The 21,756-nt window shown below is 40.8% G+C and carries 19 protein-coding genes; 13 read left to right on the top strand and 6 right to left on the bottom strand.

Features of this window, described 5'->3' with window-relative positions; genetic code table 11:
- The first annotated feature begins 152 nt into the window (after positions 1 to 152).
- Genes ACFSR3_RS02210 through ACFSR3_RS02200 form a run of 3 tightly spaced genes read left to right on the top strand, consistent with a single transcriptional unit; the run spans position 153 to position 2,300 of the window.
- Complete coding sequence (locus tag ACFSR3_RS02210; RefSeq protein ID WP_379819523.1) at positions 153 to 746, top strand: TetR/AcrR family transcriptional regulator; 594 nt, start codon at positions 153 to 155, stop codon at positions 744 to 746.
- Between the two features lie 12 nt (positions 747 to 758).
- Positions 759 to 983 carry a hypothetical protein gene (locus tag ACFSR3_RS02205; protein WP_379819522.1) on the top strand — a complete coding sequence of 75 codons (225 nt, stop codon included), beginning with the start codon at positions 759 to 761 and terminating at the stop codon, positions 981 to 983.
- A gap of 39 nt (positions 984 to 1,022) precedes the next feature.
- Positions 1,023 to 2,300, top strand: a complete 1,278-nt coding sequence (locus tag ACFSR3_RS02200) for an MFS transporter (protein ID WP_379819521.1) — start codon at positions 1,023 to 1,025, stop codon at positions 2,298 to 2,300.
- 178 nt (positions 2,301 to 2,478) lie between these two features.
- On the opposite strand, the gene ACFSR3_RS02195 is transcribed toward ACFSR3_RS02200, so the two are convergent.
- Positions 2,479 to 3,042 (bottom strand): choice-of-anchor J domain-containing protein, encoded by a 564-nt coding sequence (locus ACFSR3_RS02195; RefSeq protein WP_379819520.1) that lies wholly within the window; start codon positions 3,040 to 3,042, stop codon positions 2,479 to 2,481.
- A 3-nt stretch (positions 3,043 to 3,045) separates the two neighbouring features.
- Positions 3,046 to 5,814, bottom strand: a complete 2,769-nt coding sequence (locus tag ACFSR3_RS02190) for a carboxypeptidase-like regulatory domain-containing protein (protein WP_379819519.1) — start codon at positions 5,812 to 5,814, stop codon at positions 3,046 to 3,048.
- A gap of 213 nt (positions 5,815 to 6,027) precedes the next feature.
- On the opposite strand from ACFSR3_RS02190, the gene ACFSR3_RS02185 reads away from it, so the two are divergent.
- Together ACFSR3_RS02185 and ACFSR3_RS02180 are read left to right on the top strand one after the other, a co-directional pair.
- Positions 6,028 to 7,107, top strand: coding sequence for an endonuclease/exonuclease/phosphatase family protein (locus ACFSR3_RS02185; protein ID WP_379819518.1), 1,080 nt, complete (start codon positions 6,028 to 6,030; stop codon positions 7,105 to 7,107).
- Positions 7,104 to 7,478, top strand: a complete 375-nt coding sequence (locus ACFSR3_RS02180; protein ID WP_114757735.1) for a hypothetical protein — start codon at positions 7,104 to 7,106, stop codon at positions 7,476 to 7,478. Before ACFSR3_RS02185 ends, ACFSR3_RS02180 begins: the two co-directional genes overlap by 4 nt.
- An 80-nt stretch (positions 7,479 to 7,558) precedes the next feature.
- Here ACFSR3_RS02180 and tnpA read toward each other — a convergent pair whose 3' ends face one another.
- Entirely contained in the window at positions 7,559 to 8,020 is a 462-nt protein-coding gene (tnpA, locus tag ACFSR3_RS02175; RefSeq protein ID WP_114757734.1) for an IS200/IS605 family transposase, read from the bottom strand.
- A 217-nt stretch (positions 8,021 to 8,237) separates the two neighbouring features.
- Between tnpA and ACFSR3_RS02170 the strand changes: the two genes are divergently transcribed.
- The 4 genes from ACFSR3_RS02170 to ACFSR3_RS02155 all read left to right on the top strand — a co-directional run bounded on the left by ACFSR3_RS02170 (position 8,238) and on the right by ACFSR3_RS02155 (position 12,113).
- Positions 8,238 to 8,777: a 3-hydroxyanthranilate 3,4-dioxygenase gene (locus ACFSR3_RS02170; protein ID WP_114757733.1), complete on the top strand. Its 540-nt coding sequence runs from the start codon at positions 8,238 to 8,240 to the stop codon at positions 8,775 to 8,777.
- A 153-nt stretch (positions 8,778 to 8,930) separates the two neighbouring features.
- Positions 8,931 to 9,860, top strand: a complete 930-nt coding sequence (locus ACFSR3_RS02165) for a magnesium transporter CorA family protein (RefSeq protein ID WP_379819516.1) — start codon at positions 8,931 to 8,933, stop codon at positions 9,858 to 9,860.
- Between the two features lie 213 nt (positions 9,861 to 10,073).
- Entirely contained in the window at positions 10,074 to 11,621 is a 1,548-nt protein-coding gene (amaB, locus tag ACFSR3_RS02160) for an L-piperidine-6-carboxylate dehydrogenase (protein WP_379819515.1), read from the top strand.
- A gap of 123 nt (positions 11,622 to 11,744) precedes the next feature.
- On the top strand, positions 11,745 to 12,113 hold the full coding sequence (locus ACFSR3_RS02155) for a hypothetical protein (protein ID WP_379819514.1): 369 nt from the start codon (positions 11,745 to 11,747) through the stop codon (positions 12,111 to 12,113).
- On the opposite strand, the gene ACFSR3_RS02150 is transcribed toward ACFSR3_RS02155, so the two are convergent.
- A complete protein-coding gene (locus ACFSR3_RS02150; protein WP_379819513.1) occupies positions 12,114 to 13,064 on the bottom strand; it encodes an L-histidine N(alpha)-methyltransferase in 951 nt (316 codons plus the stop codon).
- Between the two features lie 4 nt (positions 13,065 to 13,068).
- Positions 13,069 to 14,223, bottom strand: coding sequence for an ergothioneine biosynthesis protein EgtB (gene egtB, locus ACFSR3_RS02145; RefSeq protein ID WP_379819512.1), 1,155 nt, complete (start codon positions 14,221 to 14,223; stop codon positions 13,069 to 13,071).
- A gap of 650 nt (positions 14,224 to 14,873) precedes the next feature.
- Here egtB and ACFSR3_RS02140 point away from each other — a divergent pair.
- The 3 genes from ACFSR3_RS02140 to ACFSR3_RS02130 all read left to right on the top strand — a co-directional run bounded on the left by ACFSR3_RS02140 (position 14,874) and on the right by ACFSR3_RS02130 (position 18,415).
- A complete protein-coding gene (locus tag ACFSR3_RS02140; protein ID WP_379819511.1) occupies positions 14,874 to 16,313 on the top strand; it encodes a PcfJ domain-containing protein in 1,440 nt (479 codons plus the stop codon).
- Between the two features lie 43 nt (positions 16,314 to 16,356).
- Positions 16,357 to 17,754: an RtcB family protein gene (locus ACFSR3_RS02135; protein ID WP_379819510.1), complete on the top strand. Its 1,398-nt coding sequence runs from the start codon at positions 16,357 to 16,359 to the stop codon at positions 17,752 to 17,754.
- 112 nt (positions 17,755 to 17,866) lie between these two features.
- Positions 17,867 to 18,415, top strand: coding sequence for a hypothetical protein (locus ACFSR3_RS02130; RefSeq protein ID WP_379819509.1), 549 nt, complete (start codon positions 17,867 to 17,869; stop codon positions 18,413 to 18,415).
- Between the two features lie 241 nt (positions 18,416 to 18,656).
- On the opposite strand, the gene ACFSR3_RS02125 is transcribed toward ACFSR3_RS02130, so the two are convergent.
- A complete protein-coding gene (locus ACFSR3_RS02125) occupies positions 18,657 to 19,385 on the bottom strand; it encodes a metallophosphoesterase (protein ID WP_379819508.1) in 729 nt (242 codons plus the stop codon).
- Between the two features lie 172 nt (positions 19,386 to 19,557).
- Between ACFSR3_RS02125 and ACFSR3_RS02120 the strand changes: the two genes are divergently transcribed.
- Positions 19,558 to 21,732 carry a DUF7619 domain-containing protein gene (locus ACFSR3_RS02120; protein ID WP_379819507.1) on the top strand — a complete coding sequence of 725 codons (2,175 nt, stop codon included), beginning with the start codon at positions 19,558 to 19,560 and terminating at the stop codon, positions 21,730 to 21,732.
- Positions 21,733 to 21,756 lie beyond the last annotated feature (24 nt).

Below are 21,756 nucleotides of genomic sequence, written 5' to 3'. Positions count from 1 at the left end.
TGTTAAGAAGTAATCACACACAGGTCGTTTCTTAATAAACCAACTATAGTGAAAGCCTCCGCATAACGCGGAGGCTTTTTTGTTTAAAATAATTTAATCTTTTATAAATGAATGAACATTCATTTATTATATATTTGTGTCAAATTTTAATCATGCGTACAAGAGATACAGACAAAGAAAAGCTTGTTATCGAAAAAGCAATAGAACTTATTGTTGCAGATGGCATACAGGCATTCAGTATGAATAAGCTGGCTAAAGCCTGTAATATATCAGTAGCGACGCTGTATATCTACTACAAGGATAAAGATGATCTTATTATTAAGATTGGCCGTGAGGTAGGAGATTCGTTTTTTAAAAGAGCAGTAATTGACTTCTCTTCCGAGATGTCATTTAAGGATGGCCTGTGGAGGCAATGGCAAAACAGGGCTGCATATGCTATGGAATATCCCACAGAAGTTAAGCTTTTTGAAGCGATGAAACATACGCCTTACGGTGAGTCTATAATGCGTTCTGAAGGGCATTTGTATTTTAAGGAACAGCTTGAAAACTTTACTAAAAATGCAATTCGCAATAATGAGCTAATAGAACTTCCGCTTGATGTATTCTGGAGTGTTGCTTATGGTCCGCTATATACTATGCTAAACTTTCAGCGGGAAGGAAAAGCATTAGGAGGCAGACCGTTTACCCTTACGCAGGATAAAATTAAAACAGCCTTTGAGATGGTTTTAAAGGCACTTACCCCTTAAAATTATTTATTTATGGATACTATATCTGATCACCTCCTTATTTTTAAAACAGACATCGACAGTTTTTGTACCAATTGTCAGGTTCATAAAGCATTAAACGACCATCCTTCTATTTGGGAATGGAGCATCGATACTCAGGACGAAGACTGTGTATTGCGTGTTGTGTCGCCTTCGCTTACCCCTGAGATGGTTATAAGTCTTGTAAATGCCTGTGGGCACAAATGTGCTGAGTTGTAGTTCAATCATCAATCAAAATCATTCATCATCAATCAAAAAATGAAACAGAAAAAAACAGATATCCCTTCTTTTACCCCTTACCAGAAGTTTATTATTGTTCTTCTGGCAATATTGCAGTTTACCATAATTCTCGATTTCATCATTATATCGCCATTGGGCGATGTTCTTATGAAAACGCTTGATATGACTACCACACAATTCGGTCTTGCCGTTTCGGCTTATGCCTTTAGTGCAGGTGGTTCGGGATTATTAGCTGCCGGTTTTGCGGACAAGTTCGATCGTAAAAAGCTTTTGATATTCTTTTACAGTGGATTCATTATCGGAACCATCTTTTGTGCTTTAGCAACAGGCTACTGGACGCTTCTTGCTGCAAGGATAGTAACAGGTCTTTTTGGCGGAGTCATCGGTTCGGTATCGCTGGCAATAGTAACCGACCTGTTTGTTATCGAACAGCGTGGGCGCGTTATGGGTTTTATACAAATGGCATTTGCAACGAGTCAGATATTAGGTATACCTCTGGGCCTTTATTGCGCCGATAAATGGGGATGGCATTCTTCATTCCTGTTGATAGCCATTCTTGGTATGTTGGTGCTTGTAGGGATAATCATAAAAATGCATCCTGTAGACAAACACCTCGGGTTACAGGAAGATAAAAATGCGTTTCAGCATCTATGGCATACTGTAAGCAACAAAAAATATCAGGTAGGATTTGCCGCTATTGCTTTACTTTCGGTCGGAGGATTTATGCTTCAGCCATTTGGCAGCGCATTTTTGGTAAACAACATTGGTATTGCTCAGGAAGACCTGAAAATGGTTTACTTCTTTACGGGGCTTTCGGTATTGTTCATCATGCCATTGGTAGGTAAACTTAGCGACAAGGTAAGTAAGGTAAGATTGTTTGCTGCGGGTTCGTTTATTGCCATAGTAACAATAATGTTCTATACCAATCTTGGCCCTACACCATTGTGGGAGGTTGTAATTATTAACATGATCATGTTTATGGGTGTTATGAGCCGTATGATTCCCGCAACTACACTTAATACCGGTATTCCGGAAATGAAAGACCGTGGTGCTTACATGGCAATTACGTCTTCATTACAACAGATTGCGGGTGGTATTGCTGCGGTATTTGCCGGTTTTATTGTACATCAGGAAACCAAAACCAGTCCGCTGGAACATTATGATATCTTAGGCTACATAATTGCTGTTGTAACCATATGCTCGATATTCCTGGTATCAAGAGTTGATAAACTGGTAAACACTAAAACTAAATCTGAGAGCGCTCCTTTGGCTCAGGATGCTGTTATGGAGCATTAATAAAGCCAAAGCCTTATTCGGTTTGTAAAAACCTGTCTGAGGCCTCTATTTTACGTTTAGACTTTAAGCCTGTAAGTTTGCAAAAGCTTACAGGCTTTTTATTATACTATAAATTAACGTTGAGTGAAGCTGCCCCTCTCCTTCGGAGAGTCCCGATAGCTATCGGGAGGGGTGAGGCCTAATATATTTTTATATTATCAATCTGATAGCTGCTACCGGTAGTTGTATGCGTAGCCTTAAAAGCAATATGCACTATACTCGAATAGTCTTTAAGACTGATTTCTCCTGACGAAATGAACTTATACCAATCGGTATAAAAACCTGCTGTTTTTGCCTGAAGCGGAATCCATGTTGCAGCGGAAATGTCCGATTCGTTATAGTCAGTAGAAATGAAAACCTCAAGAGTGCTGCCGGTTTGTGGCAAATGGTGCTGCGCCGACTGAAAATGAAATGTCCTTTTTGTACTACCCAAATCTATAGCCGGAGTAATGAGCCATGCGGTAGAGGTGCCTTCGGCCTCACTTAGGAATTCAGTATAACCGTTTCGGTCAAAAACCTGTTCTGACCAAAGGATGGTGCCTGTTTCGGCTACATTGGTAAAACCATCAATGTTTAGAACCATATTGTCCTCTGCGGTTTCAAAATCTTCCAGATAAACCAATGGCGTATAGGGAGGCAACGAGGTGTCGTCATCACAACTAATAATTATTAATGCTGTAAATAGTAATATAATCTTCTTCATAGCTTAAAAATTCAGGTAGATGTTCAGATAGTAATTTCGGCCATAGCCATAATAGTACTTTGGCCCAAAAGATGGCGAACCATCCATGTCGTTATCAAGTTCGCGATAGTTAGTATTACGTGCCTGTTCAAAACCTCCTGTTTTGTAGGTAACATCAAACAAGTTGTTGATGCTGGCAAAGAAACCCACGTACTTTTTGTAACCCACTTTCCATGATTTACCTCCCACGATATTGAACAGATAAAAGGAATCAAACTTTTCCTGATGCAGCAATTGCTTAGCACGGATGGGGTCTATGTCTTCAAACACATTGCCGGGGCTGTCCGGATTTTCAAAGAAGTGTTCTGTTCTCAACAATGCCGAAACATCAAGATAATTTGAAGCGAGATAATTGGCATTGGCACCTATCCACCAGTAATGAGGGTCTCGGTATTCAAATCCTATCGATACTGCCTGTTGCGGCATACCCGCTAATTTATAATTTTTCAGGTAGGCTTTGCCAAAATCAACCGATGTTAGTGGTACATCGGCGACGGGGCTGCCATTATCGTTTCCGCTTATTACTGCAAGTGCATCATTATTAAGCGAGACATTAGGGTTGTTGCTGTAAATGTAATTGCCCAATGCGGCTGATGTCATGAATTTTAATGTTGGCGTAAACTGGTATTCAATACCCATTTCCAATCCCATCATGCGCTTGTTGATACCGGTAAGGTTTTCTGCAACAAAAGCATCTGCATCATCACCTTCAAAAACACCTTCGCCATAGAATGATGATGTTTCAGAAGCATTTTCAATAGTTGTGTAAAACCCTGTTAATCTTGCTTTCAGTTTTGGCATTTGCAGGATGTAAGACGCATCAAGATTGGAGAGGGTTTCGTTGCCAAGATTATCCATAACCGAATTATTAAGTCGGGCATTGGCAAAGGTATTGCGCAATGATGGTGCCCTGCTCTGGCGAAGCGCATTCATTACAAATAAATGCCTGCCGGTCAATTTATAGGTTAGCCCTCCTTTAAATCCGAAATTTTCAAAAGCAGTCTTTTCACTTTTGCCAAAAGAGTTATTAGGATACAATCCGGTGCGGTACAAACCTTCACGCTGGTAGACCGAACGGCTGAACGATTGCGAAAGATAAAAATCTACCTTTTTATAACTGAACTTGAACTGTGTAAAGGCATCGAGGGTATTGGCAAACAGATTATAGTTATAACCAAAGGCATCGCCAACACCCACCTGCCTGTTAAGGTGGTTCAGGTCGGGCTGGGAAAAATCGTCGTAGTAAAACTGGTTGATGTCCAGAAAATACGTTCCGCCCAACAAATTGGTCAGGTTTTGGTAATTGTGCGATTTGAGGTGTTTGTAGCTTGCTCCGGCATTCAGGGTAATGGCTGATGATAATCGGGTAAAAAGAATAGAATTGACCGTTAGTGTTTTATCATCAGTACGGTCTTCATATTCAATGTATTTGCTTCTGCCATCCGGCGAAAGCGCATTGGTAGCATACATGGCTTGCCAGTTAAGCTGCCTTTGAGTAACAAAAGGCGCATTAGCTGCTTCGGAAGGATCATCAAAATAGCCCGGCATTTTGGTATAATAGGTAGGGTCAGGATTAGGGGCAAACTGGTAATCGATACGGCTGTTGCCGATTTTTCCAAATTGATAGGCTACATTAGTATTCAGTGTCGATTTTGGATCTATTTTCCAGTAATGGTTGAGCATCTGTATGGGCTCTTCCACATCCTTTTGACGTGAGTTGCGCTGGTCACCATCATAGTTGCCCCAGTAACTGTTGTATTTTACTCCGGCAATATCCGTGACTTCTTTTGTGTTTGGCGAATTACGTCCGCGCTCACTTTGAGCATAGATGCCTGTAAAGTTCAGGCTATGTTTGTCATTAAAGCGCTTTTCGATAGCCATAAAGAAAGAATTGCCACCAAAATTGGTTCCGTCAAAATAACCTTCGTTGGCTCCTCTTCGCGAAGCCGAGACCACATAGCTAAATCCGTTTTTGTTTACACCCGAAGCATAGGTAGCCATTGCCCTGTAGCTATAATAAGTATTTGTTCCTGCAAATGATATGCGAGCTCCTTTTTTAAAAACTGATGCACGGGTGTTGATAGCCTGTGTACCTAAAAGGCTTCCAAAAGTATAATCAGATGGTGCAGTGCCTGTAGTATATTCCTGATTTCGTGTAGCATCATTAAGCCCGCTCCAGTTGGCCCATTGCGGTCTGCCATCATACACACGGTTCATGCTTATGCCGTTAATTAATATGCTGCCATATTCGGTATCCAGTCCGCGCATTTTAAACCGGGCACCACCCCAGTTAAACGCTGCCGACTGCTGGAATACATCGCGTGAAGCCTGAAGCAATCCGGCAGAAGTATCAGATCCGCTGCTGCCATCGGCAAGGTCGTTGTCGGATAAGGCTATGAGTCCTAATTGCTGTTCTGATTTTATGTCTTCTTCAAGTACCACAATCCCCAGGTCGAGTGTTCGTCCGTCAATAACCTTAAGGTTAAAGTTCTTGGCAATATAGCCCGTTATGTTTACAGTAAGCAAATGTTCACCATTGGCTACCTGATCGAGCACAAAGAATCCGTCGGTATTGGTCAGTACTTCACGTCCATTGCTTTGCAGGGTAGCAGTTGCGCCCGGCAGGGGCTCCTGAGTTTTGGAATCGATAACTTTTCCGAGCACGGATGCAGTTTGCTGTGCCTGCAGGGTTAGGACCTGAAGCAGCAATACAATGAGTAGCAGTCTACGCATTAATGATTTATGTTGGTTGGTTATTGGTAGTCAAATGTAAAATAAATAGGAATAGTATTATATTATAACTAAGAGATTTTTCAAAACCCGGAAGGAGCGGAATATTATATGCCGCTCCTCTGGAGCTTTTGCGAAACCGGATTATTATGCGCTATAAATATATAGCTCCTCCGGAGCTAATAATCGTTACTTTAGCAAAACCAATCAACAAACATGAAGTTAATCATCCGTAGACTATTCTTTATAATAGCATTTATATCTTCCATTGTCTCTGCCCAAAAAAGGAATTTTAAAGTCCATACCATCGCTTTTTACAATGTTGAAAACCTCTTCGACACCATAAACGATACGGGCAAGGGTGATGATGAATACCTGCCGAATGGTGCACAGGCCTGGACTTCTGAAAAATACAAAACCAAACTGGCAAATATTGCAAAGGTGCTTTCTGAGATTGGGACAACTGACAATCCGGAATCTCCAGCGATTATTGGGCTTGCCGAACTCGAAAACCGACGTGTGCTGGAAGCACTAATTAAACAGCCAACACTTATTGACAAGGGGTATGGTATAGTGCATTTCGATTCGCGTGATAGCAGGGGGAGTGATGTTGGGTTTTTATACTTAAAGTCGGCTTTCAGGCCTGTTAGTTACAGGGGTATACCGCTCGTTATAAAAGACACCCTGAAAATAGAGGATGTTCAGCCTAAAAAGAAAAAGAAGCCATCGCCAAAACTCTTTACCCGCGACCAGCTTTTGGTAAGCGGATTGTTAGATGGCGAAGAAATACATTTTATCGTCAACCACTGGCCATCGCGTTATGGTGGTGAGAAGAAAAGTAGTCCGTATCGGGAAGCTGCTGCGGCACTTAACCGAAAGATCATCGACTCGTTAGTGAAAATCAACCCTAAGGCTAAAGTGATTACCATGGGCGATTTTAACGACGGACCTTATAACAACAGCATTACAAAAGTACTTGGAGCCAAACGTTATAATGAAGAACTTAAACAGGGTGAACTTTTCAATCCGATGGATGCGATATTCAGGGAAGGAAAAGGAACTGTAGCTTATAACGATGCCTGGGATCTTTTCGACCAGATAATTTTAACCTCGTCTTTAATTTCTAAAGATTATTCTTCATTCCGCTATTGGAAAGCCGGTATTTTCAATGCAGAATACCTGCGCCAGCCAACGGGTAAATACCGCGGTTATCCGTTGCGTAATGCAAATGGTGAGGCGGGTTATAGCGATCATTTTCCTGTTTATCTTTACCTCATAAAAGAAATGAAAATATGAATTGGGGTTATACTAAAGATAAAATATTAGTTTTTGGAGAGAATGATTATGTCTTTTTTGATATGTTTCTTTCAATAATAGAAGAGTTTGAGAAGGTTGAGGATGTAGAAAGCAGAATGATTTATACATTGATAATGCTCAAAGAACTAATGAATGAAAAACTCGTAGATGTATATTTAGTTTCTGAAAAAAAGATTGAAGAATATGTATATTTTTCTGTAGAAGATATTGAAAGGTTAGGTTCAACGATTAGTTTTAAATGGGCAGAGATTAATTATTCTTTACCGGAAAGGGATGTGTTTTTTTGTATTACTACTACACAACGAGGAATTGAATGTGTGAATAATAGAATCTTTTTGGATAAGAAGTAAATGGGTTGTTATCATTTTCCCGTTAGGGAAATAATTTCGGTAGAAATTAAGTTAGAGATGTCAGGATTTCCCGTAGGGAATTAATTTATTTCATTGAAAATGTACCGTTCATCATACTCGATTTCAAATTTTTGAAGGAAATCAATATACTCTTCCCTAAAAGAAATCTTTTTATGATGATTCTCCTGATTTTCTATATAATCGATTACTGCTTTAACCTGAGACTTACCATATGAAAACGCGCCATACCCTTCTTGCCATTCAAATTTTCCGTTTACAAAACCTTTTTGATTTATCCACAAGGAAGAATTTCGTTTGATGTCCTGAAGCAAATCTGAAACAGATTGATTTGGGCGCATACCGATAAAAATATGAATATGATCCGGCATTCCGTTTATTGCTAAAAGTTTATGCCCTTGCTTTTCTATGATCCCGGAGATATAGAGATATAGTTCCTCTTTCCAATTATTGCGAATCAATGAGTCTCTGTGTTTCACTGCAAAAACAAATTGTAAATGTATTTGGGAATAGGTGTTGGCCATGTTTTTATTATATAAACAAACATAATGATTAGATTAATTCCCTAAGGGAAATTTTTTGCGTTCCGATTCAAATGCTACCGAAATTATTTCCCTAACGGGAAAAATAAATTGGATCCCTCTACAAAGGAGAAGGGTCGGGGGTGAGGACCTTGATTTTTATCATATTTTTTTCCTTATATCTCCGTACCTTAGTGCTTCAATTCAAAAAATACTTCTCATGGCACTCATGAAACCCTTTAACCTGAACAAATGGATAGACGATAACCGCCACCTTTTAAAGCCACCGGTTGGAAACAAAAATATATATCCGCTGTCTGACGATTATATCGTGATGGTTGTTGCCGGGCCTAATGCCCGAAAAGATTATCATTACAACGAAACCGAAGAGCTTTTTTACCAACTGGAAGGCAGCATTAAGGTTATTGTTCAGGACGAGGGCGAACGTAAGGAAATGGAACTTCATGCAGGGGATATGTACCTGCATCCCGGCAAGGTGCCGCATTCACCGGTAAGAGGTGAAGGTTCTATAGGGTTGGTGGTAGAAAGGGTTCGTGCCGGGCGTGGCTTTACCGATGGCCTGTTGTGGTTTTGCGAGAATTGCAATAACAAACTCCATGAAGTGTACTTTGAGCTTCATAATATAGAGAAAGACTTTTTGCCTCATTTTCAGCATTTCTATAATTCGGAAGAGCTGCGTACCTGCAATAAATGCGGGCATGTTTTAGAGGCCGATGCCCGTTATGTTGAGAAAAAATAAAACGGGATTTTAAATTTTAATACAATCATAAGCAGTACCTTTGCACCAAATTTTAAACAACGAATGGACGATTATCATCATCGGGAATTAATTAATTTACGATAGGGAACTGCCCAGGTGCATTCCCTGTTGGCTTAAACACGGAATGCATTTATGATTACGTACTACAAAAACAACGCTACGGGGTTAACTGTAGCGCACGGCCATACCGAATCTATCTGGGTAAGTGCTGTAAACCCAACCCTTTCTGAAAAAACATACCTGCTTAATGAGCTAAAGCTCCCTGAAGCATTTTATAACGACATTGAGGATATCGATGAGCGCCCGCGTATCGAGTTTGAAGATGGCTGGTGCCTTATCATTGTAAGGATACCTTTCAAGAGCGACGACCTTAAGCTGCCTTATACCACCGCACCATTGGGTATTATTTTTAACGAAACAACCTGCGTTTCGCTTTGCTTTGTAGAGAATGAACTAATAGATGATTTTATTACGTATTCCCAAAGAAAGAATATTACCGTGGGCGATAATTTCTCTTTGGTATTCAGGCTGTTGCTTTCGTCAAGTATCTGGTTCCAGAAATACCTGAAGCAAATAAATCTGGGTATTAAATATGCCGAGAGCAATTTGGAAAAATCTGTACGTAACGAAGACCTGCAGGCACTTTTCAGGATGGAGAAATGCCTTGAGTATTTTATCACTTCTCTAAAGGGTAACGAACTCTTATTTTACCGTATTAAGAACCTGAAATCGCATAAAGACACTTTTGATCCTGATATGGTGGAAGACGTAGAGATCGAGATTAAACAGGCACAGGATACTACTAATATTTACAGCAACATTCTTACCGGAATGATGGATGCCTACGCATCGGTTATTTCCAACAACCTGAATGTGGTTATGAAAAGGCTGACTTCTATTTCTATCATTTTGATGATACCTACGCTGGTAGCGAGTTTGTATGGTATGAATGTGCCTAACTCGTTACAGGAAAGTCCGTATGGCTTTGCTATTATCCTTTCAGCTTCATTGTTACTTTCGGTTATTGGGGTGGTGCTTTTTAGAAAGAAGAATTTGTTTTAAACCTAAAATTTAACCACAAAGTGCACAAACAATTTTCACAAAGTTCGCAAAGCTTTGTGTTCTTCGTGGGTTATGACCTTGTGCCCTTTGTGGTTAAAAAATATTTTTTTGGCCTATTCTATATTTAAAATTAATTTAAACCGATATAAATTACGGATTAGGCAAAAATCTTATACATTTGTAAAATATAACAATTTATAACGAAAAAGTTAAATGGCAACACTTACCGACCAATTCGGCATTCAGGAAGCCTTATCTAAATTAGGCATTAAAGATATAAATGATGGTACATCTACCGGAAGCAACAGCTTTGCAAACGGTGCTATTATAGAATCATATTCACCGGTAGACGGTACGCTTATCGCTAAGGTAAAAGCTTCTACAAAAGAAGATTACCAGGCAGCTATGGCAAAAGCGGAAGAAGCTTTTAAAACATGGAGACTTGTTCCTGCGCCAAAAAGGGGTGAGATCGTTCGCCAGATGGGTGATGAACTACGCAAAAACAAAGAGGCTCTTGGGCAGCTTGTTTCTTATGAAATGGGAAAAAGCCTTCAGGAAGGTCTTGGTGAAGTTCAGGAAATGATCGATATCTGTGATTTTGCTGTGGGTCTTTCACGCCAGCTTTACGGACTTACCATGCACAGCGAAAGACCAATGCACCGTATGTATGAGCAGTGGCATCCGTTTGGGGTGGTAGGTATCATTTCTGCCTTTAACTTCCCGGTAGCGGTATGGAGCTGGAACTCAATGCTTGCATGGGTTTGCGGTGACGTTTGTATCTGGAAACCAAGTTCTAAAACTCCACTTTGTGGTATTGCCTGCCAAAACATCATCAGGACAGTACTTGAAAGAAACAATATTCCTGAAGGAGTTAGCTGCCTTGTGGTAGGTAACGAATCAGGAGACTTAATAAACAACGATAAGCGTATTCCGCTTGTATCGTTTACAGGTTCTACAAGAATAGGCCGCCACGTATCTAAAACTGTTGCTGAGCGTTTTGGTAACACTATCCTTGAGCTTGGTGGTAACAATGCTATCATCGTTTCTGAGCATGCCGATATCAACATGGTATTGGTAGGTGCAGTATTTGGAGCGGTAGGAACTGCGGGTCAGCGTTGTACTTCTACAAGAAGATTAATTATCCACGAAAGTGTTTATGATAAAACTGTTGCAGTGCTTAAAAACGCTTACAGTCAGCTTAAGATAGGAAACCCTCTTGACAGCAATAACCACGTAGGTCCGCTTATCGACAAAGGTGCGGTAAACGACTACCTTAACGCTATTGAAAAAGCGAAAGCTGAAGGTGGAAAAATTATTGTTGAAGGTGGTGTAATGCAGGGCGAAGGCTACGAAAGCGGATGCTACGTTAAGCCATGCATCATCGAGGCTGAGAACCATTTCCACATTGTACAGGAAGAGACTTTTGCTCCGATACTTTACATCATGAAATACAGCACTATTGAGCAGGCTATCGAACTTCAGAATGGTGTTCCTCAGGGACTTTCTTCATCGATCTTTACGAACAACATGAGAGAAATGGAATTATTCCTTTCTCATGCAGGTTCTGACTGTGGTATCGCTAACGTAAACATCGGTACGTCAGGAGCTGAGATTGGTGGTGCTTTTGGTGGTGAGAAAGAAACAGGCGGAGGCCGCGAAAGTGGATCTGACGCATGGAAAGCATATATGAGAAGACAAACTAACACTATAAACTACGGTACACAATTGCCATTGGCACAGGGTATCAAATTTGACCTGTAATTCATCTTTACTAAAAGGTTTTTATAAATCGGGAAAGGCTGTCTGTAAAGGCAGCCTTTTTTATTTTATTTACGCAACCTTTTGAAAATAAGAGCATCTTATTTAAAACCAAAACTATCAACCATGAAAAAAATTGTATTCTTTTTATTCACGCTTCTTGCGTTTGCATGTAATAGTGATGATGATAATAATGATACCGTTGTATGTACTGAGGAAGTAAGGGTACCTTTAGCAGTAACCGTTACCGATGCGATTAGTGGTGCATTGCTTACAGATGGTGTAACTGTTTTAGCTGTTTCCGGGGCGACTTCGGTCAATATACCTTTACTGGGCGACAAATTTGTAGGGGCTCCTGGGGCCAATACGTATGTAGTAAAAGTGTCTGCTGCCGGCTATGCAGATTATACTTCGGCAACACAAACACAAGAATTTAATGAATGTGGCGTCATTACAAACAATATGTCTGTATTGTTGCAGCCGTTAGTTGACTAGTTATTTTACCCATAATGTATCAGTAAAAAAATGCCTGCAATCCATAAAATTGTTTACGACTTTAAAGCCAGCTTCTTTGGCGAGGGCTTCAATTTCTGTAAAACTGTATTTCTTGGATAGTTCGGTCCATATAAGCTCATCTTTTTCAAAGTAAAACGTTGTGTTGAGTACCGTGCTGTGAAAATGCTGTTTTTTTAAACTGACCAGATAGCTGTTTACCTCACCGTTTTGCGGATTATAGTCGCAATAAAAATCAAACTGATCTATCTGGATGTCAGCATCCAGTTCACTGTTAATGCGGCGTAGCAGGTTCATATTAAAAGCTTTCGTTATTCCGTGCGGATCGTCATAGGCAGTGCGTATGGTGCGCGGATTCTTTTGTAAATCCATACCCATCAGCAGCATATCGCCTTTGTTCATATCGGCATTGAATTTTTTAAGGAGTTCAAGAGCAGCCTCTCTTTTATAATTGCCAATGTTTCCACCCAGGAACAGAAACAGATTGGGCACTCCCGTTGCCGACAGTTCGTTGAGTACATCAAAGTAATCGCCTGTTCGCGGCTGGATGTCAAGATTATGTAATGCCAGTTTCATATTCTGTTTTAAAGCATCATTAGCTTCCTGTGAAATGTCTATGGGAATGTATGTGAAATCAGCGCCTTTTTCAAGAAAAACCTTTAAAAGCTGCTTGGTTTTAGATCCGTCACCACTGCCAAATTCTACTATATTGAACTTTTGGATAAAATCTATTCTGTTAAAAATAGCCTGCGATTGCTGTGAGAGAATCTCAAACTCACAGGCTGTGGGGTAGTATTCTGGCATTTGCATGATTTGCATAAAAATGCGGCTGCCTTCATCATCATAAAAATATTTGGAAGAAAGGTGCTTTTCTCTAGCGGTAAGTCCTTCATGAACATCTTGTGCAAAATGGTTGTATAGTGCTACTTTCATAAGTTTAAGGTTTTACAAGACGGATGCCGTTAAATTGCCAGCGTTCGTCAGGGTGAAAAAAGTTTCGGTATGTGTTTCGGCTATGTCCTTCGGGTGTAGCGCAGGATGCTCCGCGTAGCACCATTTGGTTAATCATGAATTTTCCGTTGTACTCGCCCACGGCACCATCGGGTTTTGCAAAACCGGGATAGGGCAGGTAAGCGCTGTGTGTCCATTCCCATCTACGACCCCAGTTAAGTTGGTTAGAGGCTACTTCCCATTCGGCTTCGGTAGGCAGTCGCATTTTCTTCCATTCGGCAAAAGCTAAAGCTTCATAAAAACTGATGTGGGTTAGCATGGCATTGGGGTCAATATCCTGCATGCCTGATAAGGTAAAATATTGCCAGCCTTCTTCGGCTTTATGCCAATAGAAGGGAGCCGTAATTTGGTTTTCGTTTACCCAGCTCCAGCCTTCGTCCAGCCATAGGTTAAAGTCACTATAGCCTCCGGCTTCAATAAATTCAAGGAATTCTCCGTTGGTTACCAGTGATTTTGATATTTCAAATTGGTTCAGGTATACTTTATGACGATTATGCTCATTGTCGAAACTGAAGCCCTCTCCGTCAGAACCTATTTCATATACGCCTTCTTCAACAGTTATAAAGCCTTCTTCGATGTTATGCTGGTTTTCCCAATTGATGTCCTCGTTGTAAACGGGAGATATTGGGTTACAGGAAAGGATATACTTAATATCAGTATATAGAAGTTCCTGATGCTGTTGTTCGTGATTCAGGCCAAGTTCTATCAATTGATTTACATCTTCATGTCCGGCTTTTAGTTGCAGTAGCAATTCCATGTGCATATCAACATAATGGCGGTACTCTATAATGGCGGCAGTTGAAGGGCGGGTTATTGCCCCTCTGTTTGCACGTAAAACCCTTTTTCCAACATTGTTGTAATAGCTGTTGAAGAGAAAACTGAAATCGGAATTAAACACATTATATTCAGGCAAATGGGGTTTCAGCAGGAACTCCTCAAAAAACCATGTTGTATGCGCAAGGTGCCATTTGGGCGGACTCACAAAAGGTACAGGCTGCGGTACATGATCTTCGGGCTGTAAGAGTGAGCAGATATCCTCGGTATGCTTTCGTACAAGGTGGTATTGATCTAAAAATGTCATTTGTAGTTTGTTGTTATCTACTAAATTACGAAGAAAGTAAAGCGTATAAATGTTTAGTGTGAGGTTTAACTTAATACTAACATTTAGTAAGTTTTCAGTCGCAGTGCCAGTTTTCAGTTTGCTCACTGTTCACTAAGACTGAGACTGAAAACTATATTTGTTCTAAATTAAAATTGTTACAAAAATTTGGTTTATTAAGAAAAAACTCTACATTTGCAACAAAATAACGAAAATCGAAATAAAAATGCGTTTTACACAATCTACATACAAGCTAAACAGTACAGGAGAAGTTCTTGTACAGGTGGCCGGGTTGTGCAACGCACAAAGAGATAAATAGAAAGGTGTAACAGCCATCTAAATATACAAACCCGGTTCCGAAAGGCTCCGGGTTTTTTTATGCCTATGATGATATACAATTTACATATTATTCCATTTAGCAGCCAGAAAAACTGGATGCTTAAAAATTATTGTAAGGAACCGAATATTCCCTTGTGAAAGGAGGAGTTATGCCTGTGTGCAGGCAGATAGCCCGGTTCTGTAATAGTTCCGGGCTTTTTTTATGCATAAAAATTAAAAAACAAGACATAGTAAATGATCAAAAGAATAACAGGTAAGACTTAGCGATAAGTGTTGCCAAACATTTAGAAATAATGGAAACAACGGCAATAGCAATAACAAAAACAACTGGCTTTGAAGCTTTGGTTGAAAGGGCATACAGGGAGCAAAACACGTTTCAGGGATTTGAGGGTACGTTAGAAAGTGCTGTAAGAGTACATTTCTCAAGGATGAGCACCCAAAATCATGTTTGGAAGCGTGATGCCTTCAGGCAGTTGCTTTTGATGATGTATGCCAAGAAGTGTTATGCTGTGTTGAGGAATCCGTCATACATAGAAGTATTGGCAAACATAAGCGCCTTTGGCAATAAAACTGTAAGGAATATAGATGACTGGACAAAGGACAGTTTAGTAGCCGAAGGCCAGTTGAAGTCTTTGATAAGACACTGCTTTGCAAAATATGAAGTGCCGGCCTTTATGGAAAACGTATTTTCCGGAGACAGGAAAGTGTATATGTTATGGTACATACAGTTGGGTAGGGGAGACAGCGTGCAAAAGTTGGGAGCCTTTCCGGTAAAATTTACCGTAAAAATGGCGCACGAATTCAGGCAAACACCCGATGATTATACAGTAGGACAGGCAATACGAAGGGCACAGGCCATAGGTTTTGGTGCCACTACTGAAAGGGCGGAAGCTATAGCATGGTCTACCTTGTCTGCGGGCTTTGAGTACGAAGATTTTTACGGAACCGTTGTTCGCTTTATTGTAAATGTTGAACAGGAAGTGGCTTTTGATGTGTTGCAGAATGTATTGGAATACATAGCGGCAATGAGAGCTGAAAACATCAGCTTTAACATGAAGGGCAGGACGTGGGATGCTTTGGTAAGGCAATCTGCCGAATGGCATATAGCTATGGCTAAGAAAAGAGACGCCGAAGGCAGGTGCCAGTGGACTCCTGCTCCTGTAAACAACTATGTTGTTGCCGATGAAGACTGTACCATAAAAATTGTACAGTTGACAACTTCTGAAGCATTGTATGAAGAAGGGGAGGCGATGAGCCACTGCGTTGCCGATTATGAAGAGGCTTGTGAAGATGGTCGTACTGCGATCTTTTCGGTAAGAAAATTTACCCAGGGTCAGGAGGGCTTTGACACCCTTGCTACTGTTGAGGTGGATTTGGAAAATATGGAAATTATTCAGGCTCAGGCAAAGTATAATGAGATGATATGCGAAACATCACACGCAATAATTGGTGAATGGGCATTTCGTGAAAAGCTTGCGATAGGTTATGAGTACTGGACTCAGCAGGATCTTGCCGACATCAGGCAGGCGAATGAAGCCGCTGAAGCTGCCCGCAGGGCACAACAGCAAGCGAATAACTATGCCCGAATTGAACAAAGGCAGGCGGCAGAGCCGTATTACAGGCCTTACAACGCTTACGCCGATAACAGGGGCGGAGGTGATGGCACTGAGATCGTGAAGATATTTTTGATCATTATCAAAATATTGATAATCGTAGCGAAGTGCAGTAACTAAGGTAGCTTATGCTGCCTTAGTTTAAAATTTAAAACTAACATTTATGGCAAAATTAAGATTACGAGGCAAAGACCTCATCGATATAGGTTACCCACAAAATAAATCCATCAGTATAGCTATGGAAGTGATGCTGAAGCATTACAAAAGGGAATCTAAAGAACGGGTATTGGTACTATTGAAAGAGGTACTGGCAAATCCCGAAAAATATAATGGCGACGGTTTATTTGGCAAAATAGCCGAGGCTTTGCTGGGGGCTAAAAAAACAGAAGCCCGAAAGCTGAATGCTACCCGGGCTCCGTTTACCATTTTTGGTGAAAATGATATTGAAGCCGAAGCTAAAGGGCAATTGTTTACCGCCCTCAAACTACCTATCAGTAAGGCGGGAGCATTAATGCCCGATGGGCATGCGGGTTACGGACTTCCGATAGGTGGTGTGCTGGCAACCGAAAATGCCGTGATACCTTATGGTGTGGGTGTAGATATAGGTTGCAGGATGTGCCTGAGCCTGTATGACATTAACCCGTCATACCTGGAAGGGCATAAGGACAAGTATGTTGGCATACTGGAAACCCATACCAAATTCGGGTCGTATGAGGTGCACAAAAGCCCTAACGACAGCGAGGTGTTTGAAAATCCTGCTTTTAGGGATATTCCTCTACTAAAGAAGCTAAAAGATAAGGCTTATAAACAGCTGGGAAGCTCTGGAGGCGGTAATCACTTTGTGGAGTTTGGTATTGTTGAGGTGCATGGTCAGGATAATGAGTTTAAAGTCCCTCCGGGCAAATATGTAGGTGTATTGTCGCATAGTGGCTCACGCGGCCTCGGGGCTAATATTGCCAAAGAGTATACCCGCCTTGCCACAAAACAGACGCCGCTGCCTAGAGAGGCACAGCACCTGGCATGGCTTGACCTTGATACTCACGACGGGCAGGAGTACTGGATAGCCATGAATCTTGCCGGAGATTATGCTTCGGCATGCCATCATGATATTCATAAACGCATCGCAAAAGCCCTTGGCGCAAGGCCACTGGCGATGGTGGAAAACCATCACAACTTTGCGTGGAAAGAGATGATTAACGGACAGGAACTGATAGTACACCGAAAGGGCGCAACTCCGGCACAAAAAAATGTGTTAGGTATCATTCCGGGTTCTATGACGGCTCCGGGCTTTATTGTGAAAGGCTTGGGTAATGAGCTGTCGCTCAATTCAGCATCGCACGGCGCCGGAAGGTTATTGTCACGTTCTAAAGCAAAACAAAGCATTACCCAAAGTGAGCTGAAAAAAGTGCTTAAAGACCACGGGGTAACGCTGCTTGGCGCAGGTCTTGATGAGGCGCCTATGGCTTACAAGGATATTAACAAGGTTATGGCACAGCAAACCGAGCTTGTTGAAGTTATGGGTACTTTTTTACCGAAAATTGTAAGGATGGATAGGGGGTAACTGGCCTCACCTCTCCCGATAGCTATCGGGACTCTCCAAAGTAGAAAGGAGCTTCACTCCAGTGTTAAATTAAAATTATAACTGCCCAAAAAGGGCATAAAACAAAATAACGATGGGAATTAATACCTACGAAGTGATGTACATCCAGGCAAGGGACAATTACCCTTATAATGTAGATGAGTGCATCGAAAAATTACAATATGTAATTGCAGCCGACGATGAACACGCCGGCGCACATTGCCTTATGGGGCAGATATATGAGGAGCAGCTTGAAGATTATGAACAGGCAGAGTACTACTACAGGATGACATTATACCTTAATAAGAATTATGTCTCGGTATATCGTTTGTATGCTCATATGCTTATTAAACTCAACAGGTATGAAGAGGGCTTAAAACTTCTTGATCTTGCGCTTAAGGTTCCGGGTATGGATATTGCCAATATGTTTTATTTAAAGGGATTGCTTTATGAGAAGTATGAAATGTATGCCACAGCAACAGAGTATTATACTGAGGCTAAAAAGGCTTCATTGAATACTTATTATCTTGAGGCAATGGACGGACACATTAAAAGGGTTAAGGATAAAAAAGCCCTTGATAAGAAGTCTAAAAAGAAAGACAAGCAAAAGGAAGAGAAGAAAAAAGAAAAAGCGTCTTCTTAAGAACTTTATTTGTTGATGTTTAACATGTTGACCTATAAGAAAGCAGGCTTTACCTCAAAAATTATGTGGATGTAAAAAGCAGGTATACATTTGTCTCAGATTAATAGTTTTTAATTAATAATGTTAGTTGAGAATGTTGCTTGATTTAATGACAAAGGAAATGGGCGAGAAGCCAAAAGAGTAACAAAACCGGAATAGTTATGTTCCGGTTTTTTTTATTTTGTATAAGTAGCCACAACGACTAATTTCTGCCGTTTTCTTCGGGGTATAAGGTGTAAACAGGATCGCTTTGCCAGTATTCTTTGGTGTCGGCATCCATAATGGTAAGCGGGCCTTTAAAGGCAGCACCGGTATCTACATTCCAAATATTAGCCATATTTACAGGAACCGTCTGCCCGATTCGCGTTACGGGGGTATGCCCAATAAATATTTCTTTATATAGCGTAAAGCGTTTAGGATAGTTAGGATGGGTGCGTTCCATATTCTTATCCAGTGCAAGAGCAGTTTCCCATAACGTACGTTCCCAATAGAACATACGCGTAAAGTACTCGTGTTTTACACCGTTGAGGTTGGTAAACCCTGCATGTACAAACAGTCGGTTTTCATCATCCAGAAAATAGTCGTGTAAACTTTCTAGGAAGAGCGTATGGAGTTGTCTTTTTTCGGGAGATAGGGCATTGTAACATTCAGTAGTTATTTTGCCACCGTGATTAAACCACTCGTCGTTATAGGTTTTTGTTTGCAGCCATTGTAGTAGTAGGTCGTCATGATTGCCCCGCATAAAAATACAATGATGCGTTTCTTTAAGTTGTATAAGCAGATCGATAACCTCGGGCGACTGACCCCAGCCATCTACAAAATCGCCTAAAAAGATAAGCCTGTCAGTTGTTGTTACTTTTGCGCGTTCAAGAATTTGAAGTACAGCCTTATAACTGCCATGTATATCGCCTATTATTAATGTTCTGCTCATACTACAAGTTTACGAAATTTTTAAAAAGCAGTAGCTATAGCCTGTTTTTGTCAGGTGTAATTGTCTTTTAATCGATAATTCGGTATTAATTCCTGTAAGTGTTTACTTATTTTTTGAAAGAGAAGATTAATTTCTTAAATTTAATGCACTTAAACTTAAACATTTATAAACTATGAAAAAAACTTTACTTGCCGCAATGGCAATGGTATCGCTATGCGCTCATGCGCAACTGGCGGTTGAAGGGTTTGAAACCTGGCCTGTAACCGGGTGGACGACACACAGTAATGGCTCTCTTGAGGGAGTGATCTGGGAGCAGGTTCAGAATTCTCCAACACGGCCTAGTTATTCAGGTGAACACGCCGCATTTTTGGACAAAGAAAATGTTCCTAACGGGACTGTGGCACAGGATTGGCTCGTATCGCCTTTATTTCAGGTGCCTGCAAATACAGTCATTAGATTTGCTTCCCGGCTTACCATTGCCGGAGATCAGGGGAGTGTTTACAAACTGTTGTTATTACCATCAACAGGAAACCCTGATGTCCTTTCAGATTACGTAACGCTTCAGCAATGGACCGAGCTGGAGCTTAATCCACTTCAAACAGATTATATACTTAAAAATGTTGCTATTCCGGCTGCTTATACTGGTACAATGGCTCGTTTTGCCTTTTATATGGAAGGCGACGATGCAGACAGATGGCTTGTAGATGATGTACGTGTCCATAGTATTTGTAACGATCCCTCAGAACTGTCAGCTACATTTGACGGTATTTCAGCGGACCTTAGTTGGACAGAGAATGGCGATGCAACTACATGGGAGATTGAAGTTGTTTCTGTAACAAATGCTCCTACAGGTTCGGGAGTTGTGTATTCAGGATCTCTTCCTTATACCGTTACCGGATTGGTACCTCAAATAGCATATAAGTATTATGTAAGAGCACTGTGCCCTGATGGAGGACAAAGTAACTGGGTTGGCCCCTTTAGTTTTGGTGAGGACACGGCTAATGTAGTACATGGAAGATTGGATTATGATTCCAATAATGATGGTATTTGTGATGATAATAATGGGCCACTTTTTTCTAATATTCCGGTTTCGGTAACTATTGATGGTGTTTATGCTTATACTGTATACACCAATGCTGCCGGAAGTTATGTATTATATGGTATTGGAGACGGTGCTCATACGCTTTCACTACAGGTAATGCCTTCACCGGGTTTGGAAGAACAGCCGGTTTTGATTAAGGAGGTTGACTTTGATGAAAGTCCGTCGTGGAGTGTTACACATTGTATAATAATGCCCGAGGAACCATTCAACAATTTGGTGATTAATTTTTATACATATGAAAACCCGAGGCCCGGGTTTGACATATCTTATATGGTAAAGGTTAAGAACTGGGGCACAATTGACAGTGAAGATATAACAGTTGCACTCGAATTTGATGTAGCACGACTTGATTTTGTCGCTCAGGGATCTTCGTTTAACGGAGTAGTTTCCGGAAATGTAATCACACTTACTGTTGGCGATATAGAGGCTCTGGATCAGGTTTTAGGAAATGTGAAATTTCATGTAAAGGCTCCGCCGGTAAACGTTGGAGGAGAGGTAATAAATTTTGCGGCGGTGCTTTCTCCTATAGAAGATGATATTGACATGACCAATAATACTTCAGTATATGAAGATATTATTGTTAATTCTTATGATCCTAACGATATTACGGTTCATGAGGGTGCTAAAATAAAAGAAGATGAGGTAACTAACTACCTTACCTATACTATCCGCTTTCAGAATACAGGTACTGCCGAAGCCATTAACATTAAACTTGAAAATGAACTTGATGACCTGTTGGATTGGGAAACCTTTGAAACGGTAGATTCAAGTCATGGTTATGAAGTAGAAAGAAATGGTAATCTGCTTGAGTTTGAATACAAAGATATTTTCCTTCCGGATAGTACGTCTAACGAACCTGGCAGCCATGGGCATATTACTTACAGAATTAAGCCTAAAGCAGGTTTTGGAATAGGTGATATCGTTTCGAATACCGCCGAGATCTATTTTGATTTCAATGAGGCGATTGTTACCAATACTACTACCACAGAGGTTGTGGAGATATTAGGGCTAAACGATAATGCTTTAAGAATTGCCGAATTGTATCCTAATCCTGTAAAAGACCAGCTCCATGTTGATATTACTCAGGGAGAGTTGATGTCTGTAAATGTTTACGACATTAATGGCAGATTATGCTTTTCCGGAAATGATGCAATAATCGACACCTACACACTGAAGAGCGGAATCTATTTTGTAAAAGTAACTACCGATGCGGGTAGTGCCAGCTACAAACTGATTAAGCATTAAAATTTGTTTTTTAGAGGGAAGCCC

It is taken from the genome of Flavobacterium suzhouense (assembly GCF_042684765.1).
Lineage (GTDB): Bacteria > Bacteroidota > Bacteroidia > Flavobacteriales > Flavobacteriaceae > Flavobacterium > Flavobacterium suzhouense.
This window is presented reverse-complemented; position numbering and strand designations above follow the sequence as displayed.

What these genes read in the sequence shown, in the direction of transcription:
- ACFSR3_RS02210 (WP_379819523.1), top strand. Translation starts at nt 153, where the DNA reads ATGCGTACAAGAGATACAGACAAAGAAAAGCTTGTTATCGAAAAAGCA.
- ACFSR3_RS02205 (WP_379819522.1), top strand. Translation starts at nt 759, where the DNA reads ATGGATACTATATCTGATCACCTCCTTATTTTTAAAACAGACATCGAC.
- ACFSR3_RS02200 (WP_379819521.1), top strand. Translation starts at nt 1,023, where the DNA reads ATGAAACAGAAAAAAACAGATATCCCTTCTTTTACCCCTTACCAGAAG.
- ACFSR3_RS02195 (WP_379819520.1), bottom strand. Translation starts at nt 3,042, where the DNA reads ATGAAGAAGATTATATTACTATTTACAGCATTAATAATTATTAGTTGT.
- ACFSR3_RS02190 (WP_379819519.1), bottom strand. Translation starts at nt 5,814, where the DNA reads ATGCGTAGACTGCTACTCATTGTATTGCTGCTTCAGGTCCTAACCCTG.
- ACFSR3_RS02185 (WP_379819518.1), top strand. Translation starts at nt 6,028, where the DNA reads ATGAAGTTAATCATCCGTAGACTATTCTTTATAATAGCATTTATATCT.
- ACFSR3_RS02180 (WP_114757735.1), top strand. Translation starts at nt 7,104, where the DNA reads ATGAATTGGGGTTATACTAAAGATAAAATATTAGTTTTTGGAGAGAAT.
- tnpA (WP_114757734.1), bottom strand. Translation starts at nt 8,020, where the DNA reads ATGGCCAACACCTATTCCCAAATACATTTACAATTTGTTTTTGCAGTG.
- ACFSR3_RS02170 (WP_114757733.1), top strand. Translation starts at nt 8,238, where the DNA reads ATGGCACTCATGAAACCCTTTAACCTGAACAAATGGATAGACGATAAC.
- ACFSR3_RS02165 (WP_379819516.1), top strand. Translation starts at nt 8,931, where the DNA reads ATGATTACGTACTACAAAAACAACGCTACGGGGTTAACTGTAGCGCAC.
- amaB (WP_379819515.1), top strand. Translation starts at nt 10,074, where the DNA reads ATGGCAACACTTACCGACCAATTCGGCATTCAGGAAGCCTTATCTAAA.
- ACFSR3_RS02155 (WP_379819514.1), top strand. Translation starts at nt 11,745, where the DNA reads ATGAAAAAAATTGTATTCTTTTTATTCACGCTTCTTGCGTTTGCATGT.
- ACFSR3_RS02150 (WP_379819513.1), bottom strand. Translation starts at nt 13,064, where the DNA reads ATGAAAGTAGCACTATACAACCATTTTGCACAAGATGTTCATGAAGGA.
- egtB (WP_379819512.1), bottom strand. Translation starts at nt 14,223, where the DNA reads ATGACATTTTTAGATCAATACCACCTTGTACGAAAGCATACCGAGGAT.
- ACFSR3_RS02140 (WP_379819511.1), top strand. Translation starts at nt 14,874, where the DNA reads ATGGAAACAACGGCAATAGCAATAACAAAAACAACTGGCTTTGAAGCT.
- ACFSR3_RS02135 (WP_379819510.1), top strand. Translation starts at nt 16,357, where the DNA reads ATGGCAAAATTAAGATTACGAGGCAAAGACCTCATCGATATAGGTTAC.
- ACFSR3_RS02130 (WP_379819509.1), top strand. Translation starts at nt 17,867, where the DNA reads ATGGGAATTAATACCTACGAAGTGATGTACATCCAGGCAAGGGACAAT.
- ACFSR3_RS02125 (WP_379819508.1), bottom strand. Translation starts at nt 19,385, where the DNA reads ATGAGCAGAACATTAATAATAGGCGATATACATGGCAGTTATAAGGCT.
- ACFSR3_RS02120 (WP_379819507.1), top strand. Translation starts at nt 19,558, where the DNA reads ATGAAAAAAACTTTACTTGCCGCAATGGCAATGGTATCGCTATGCGCT.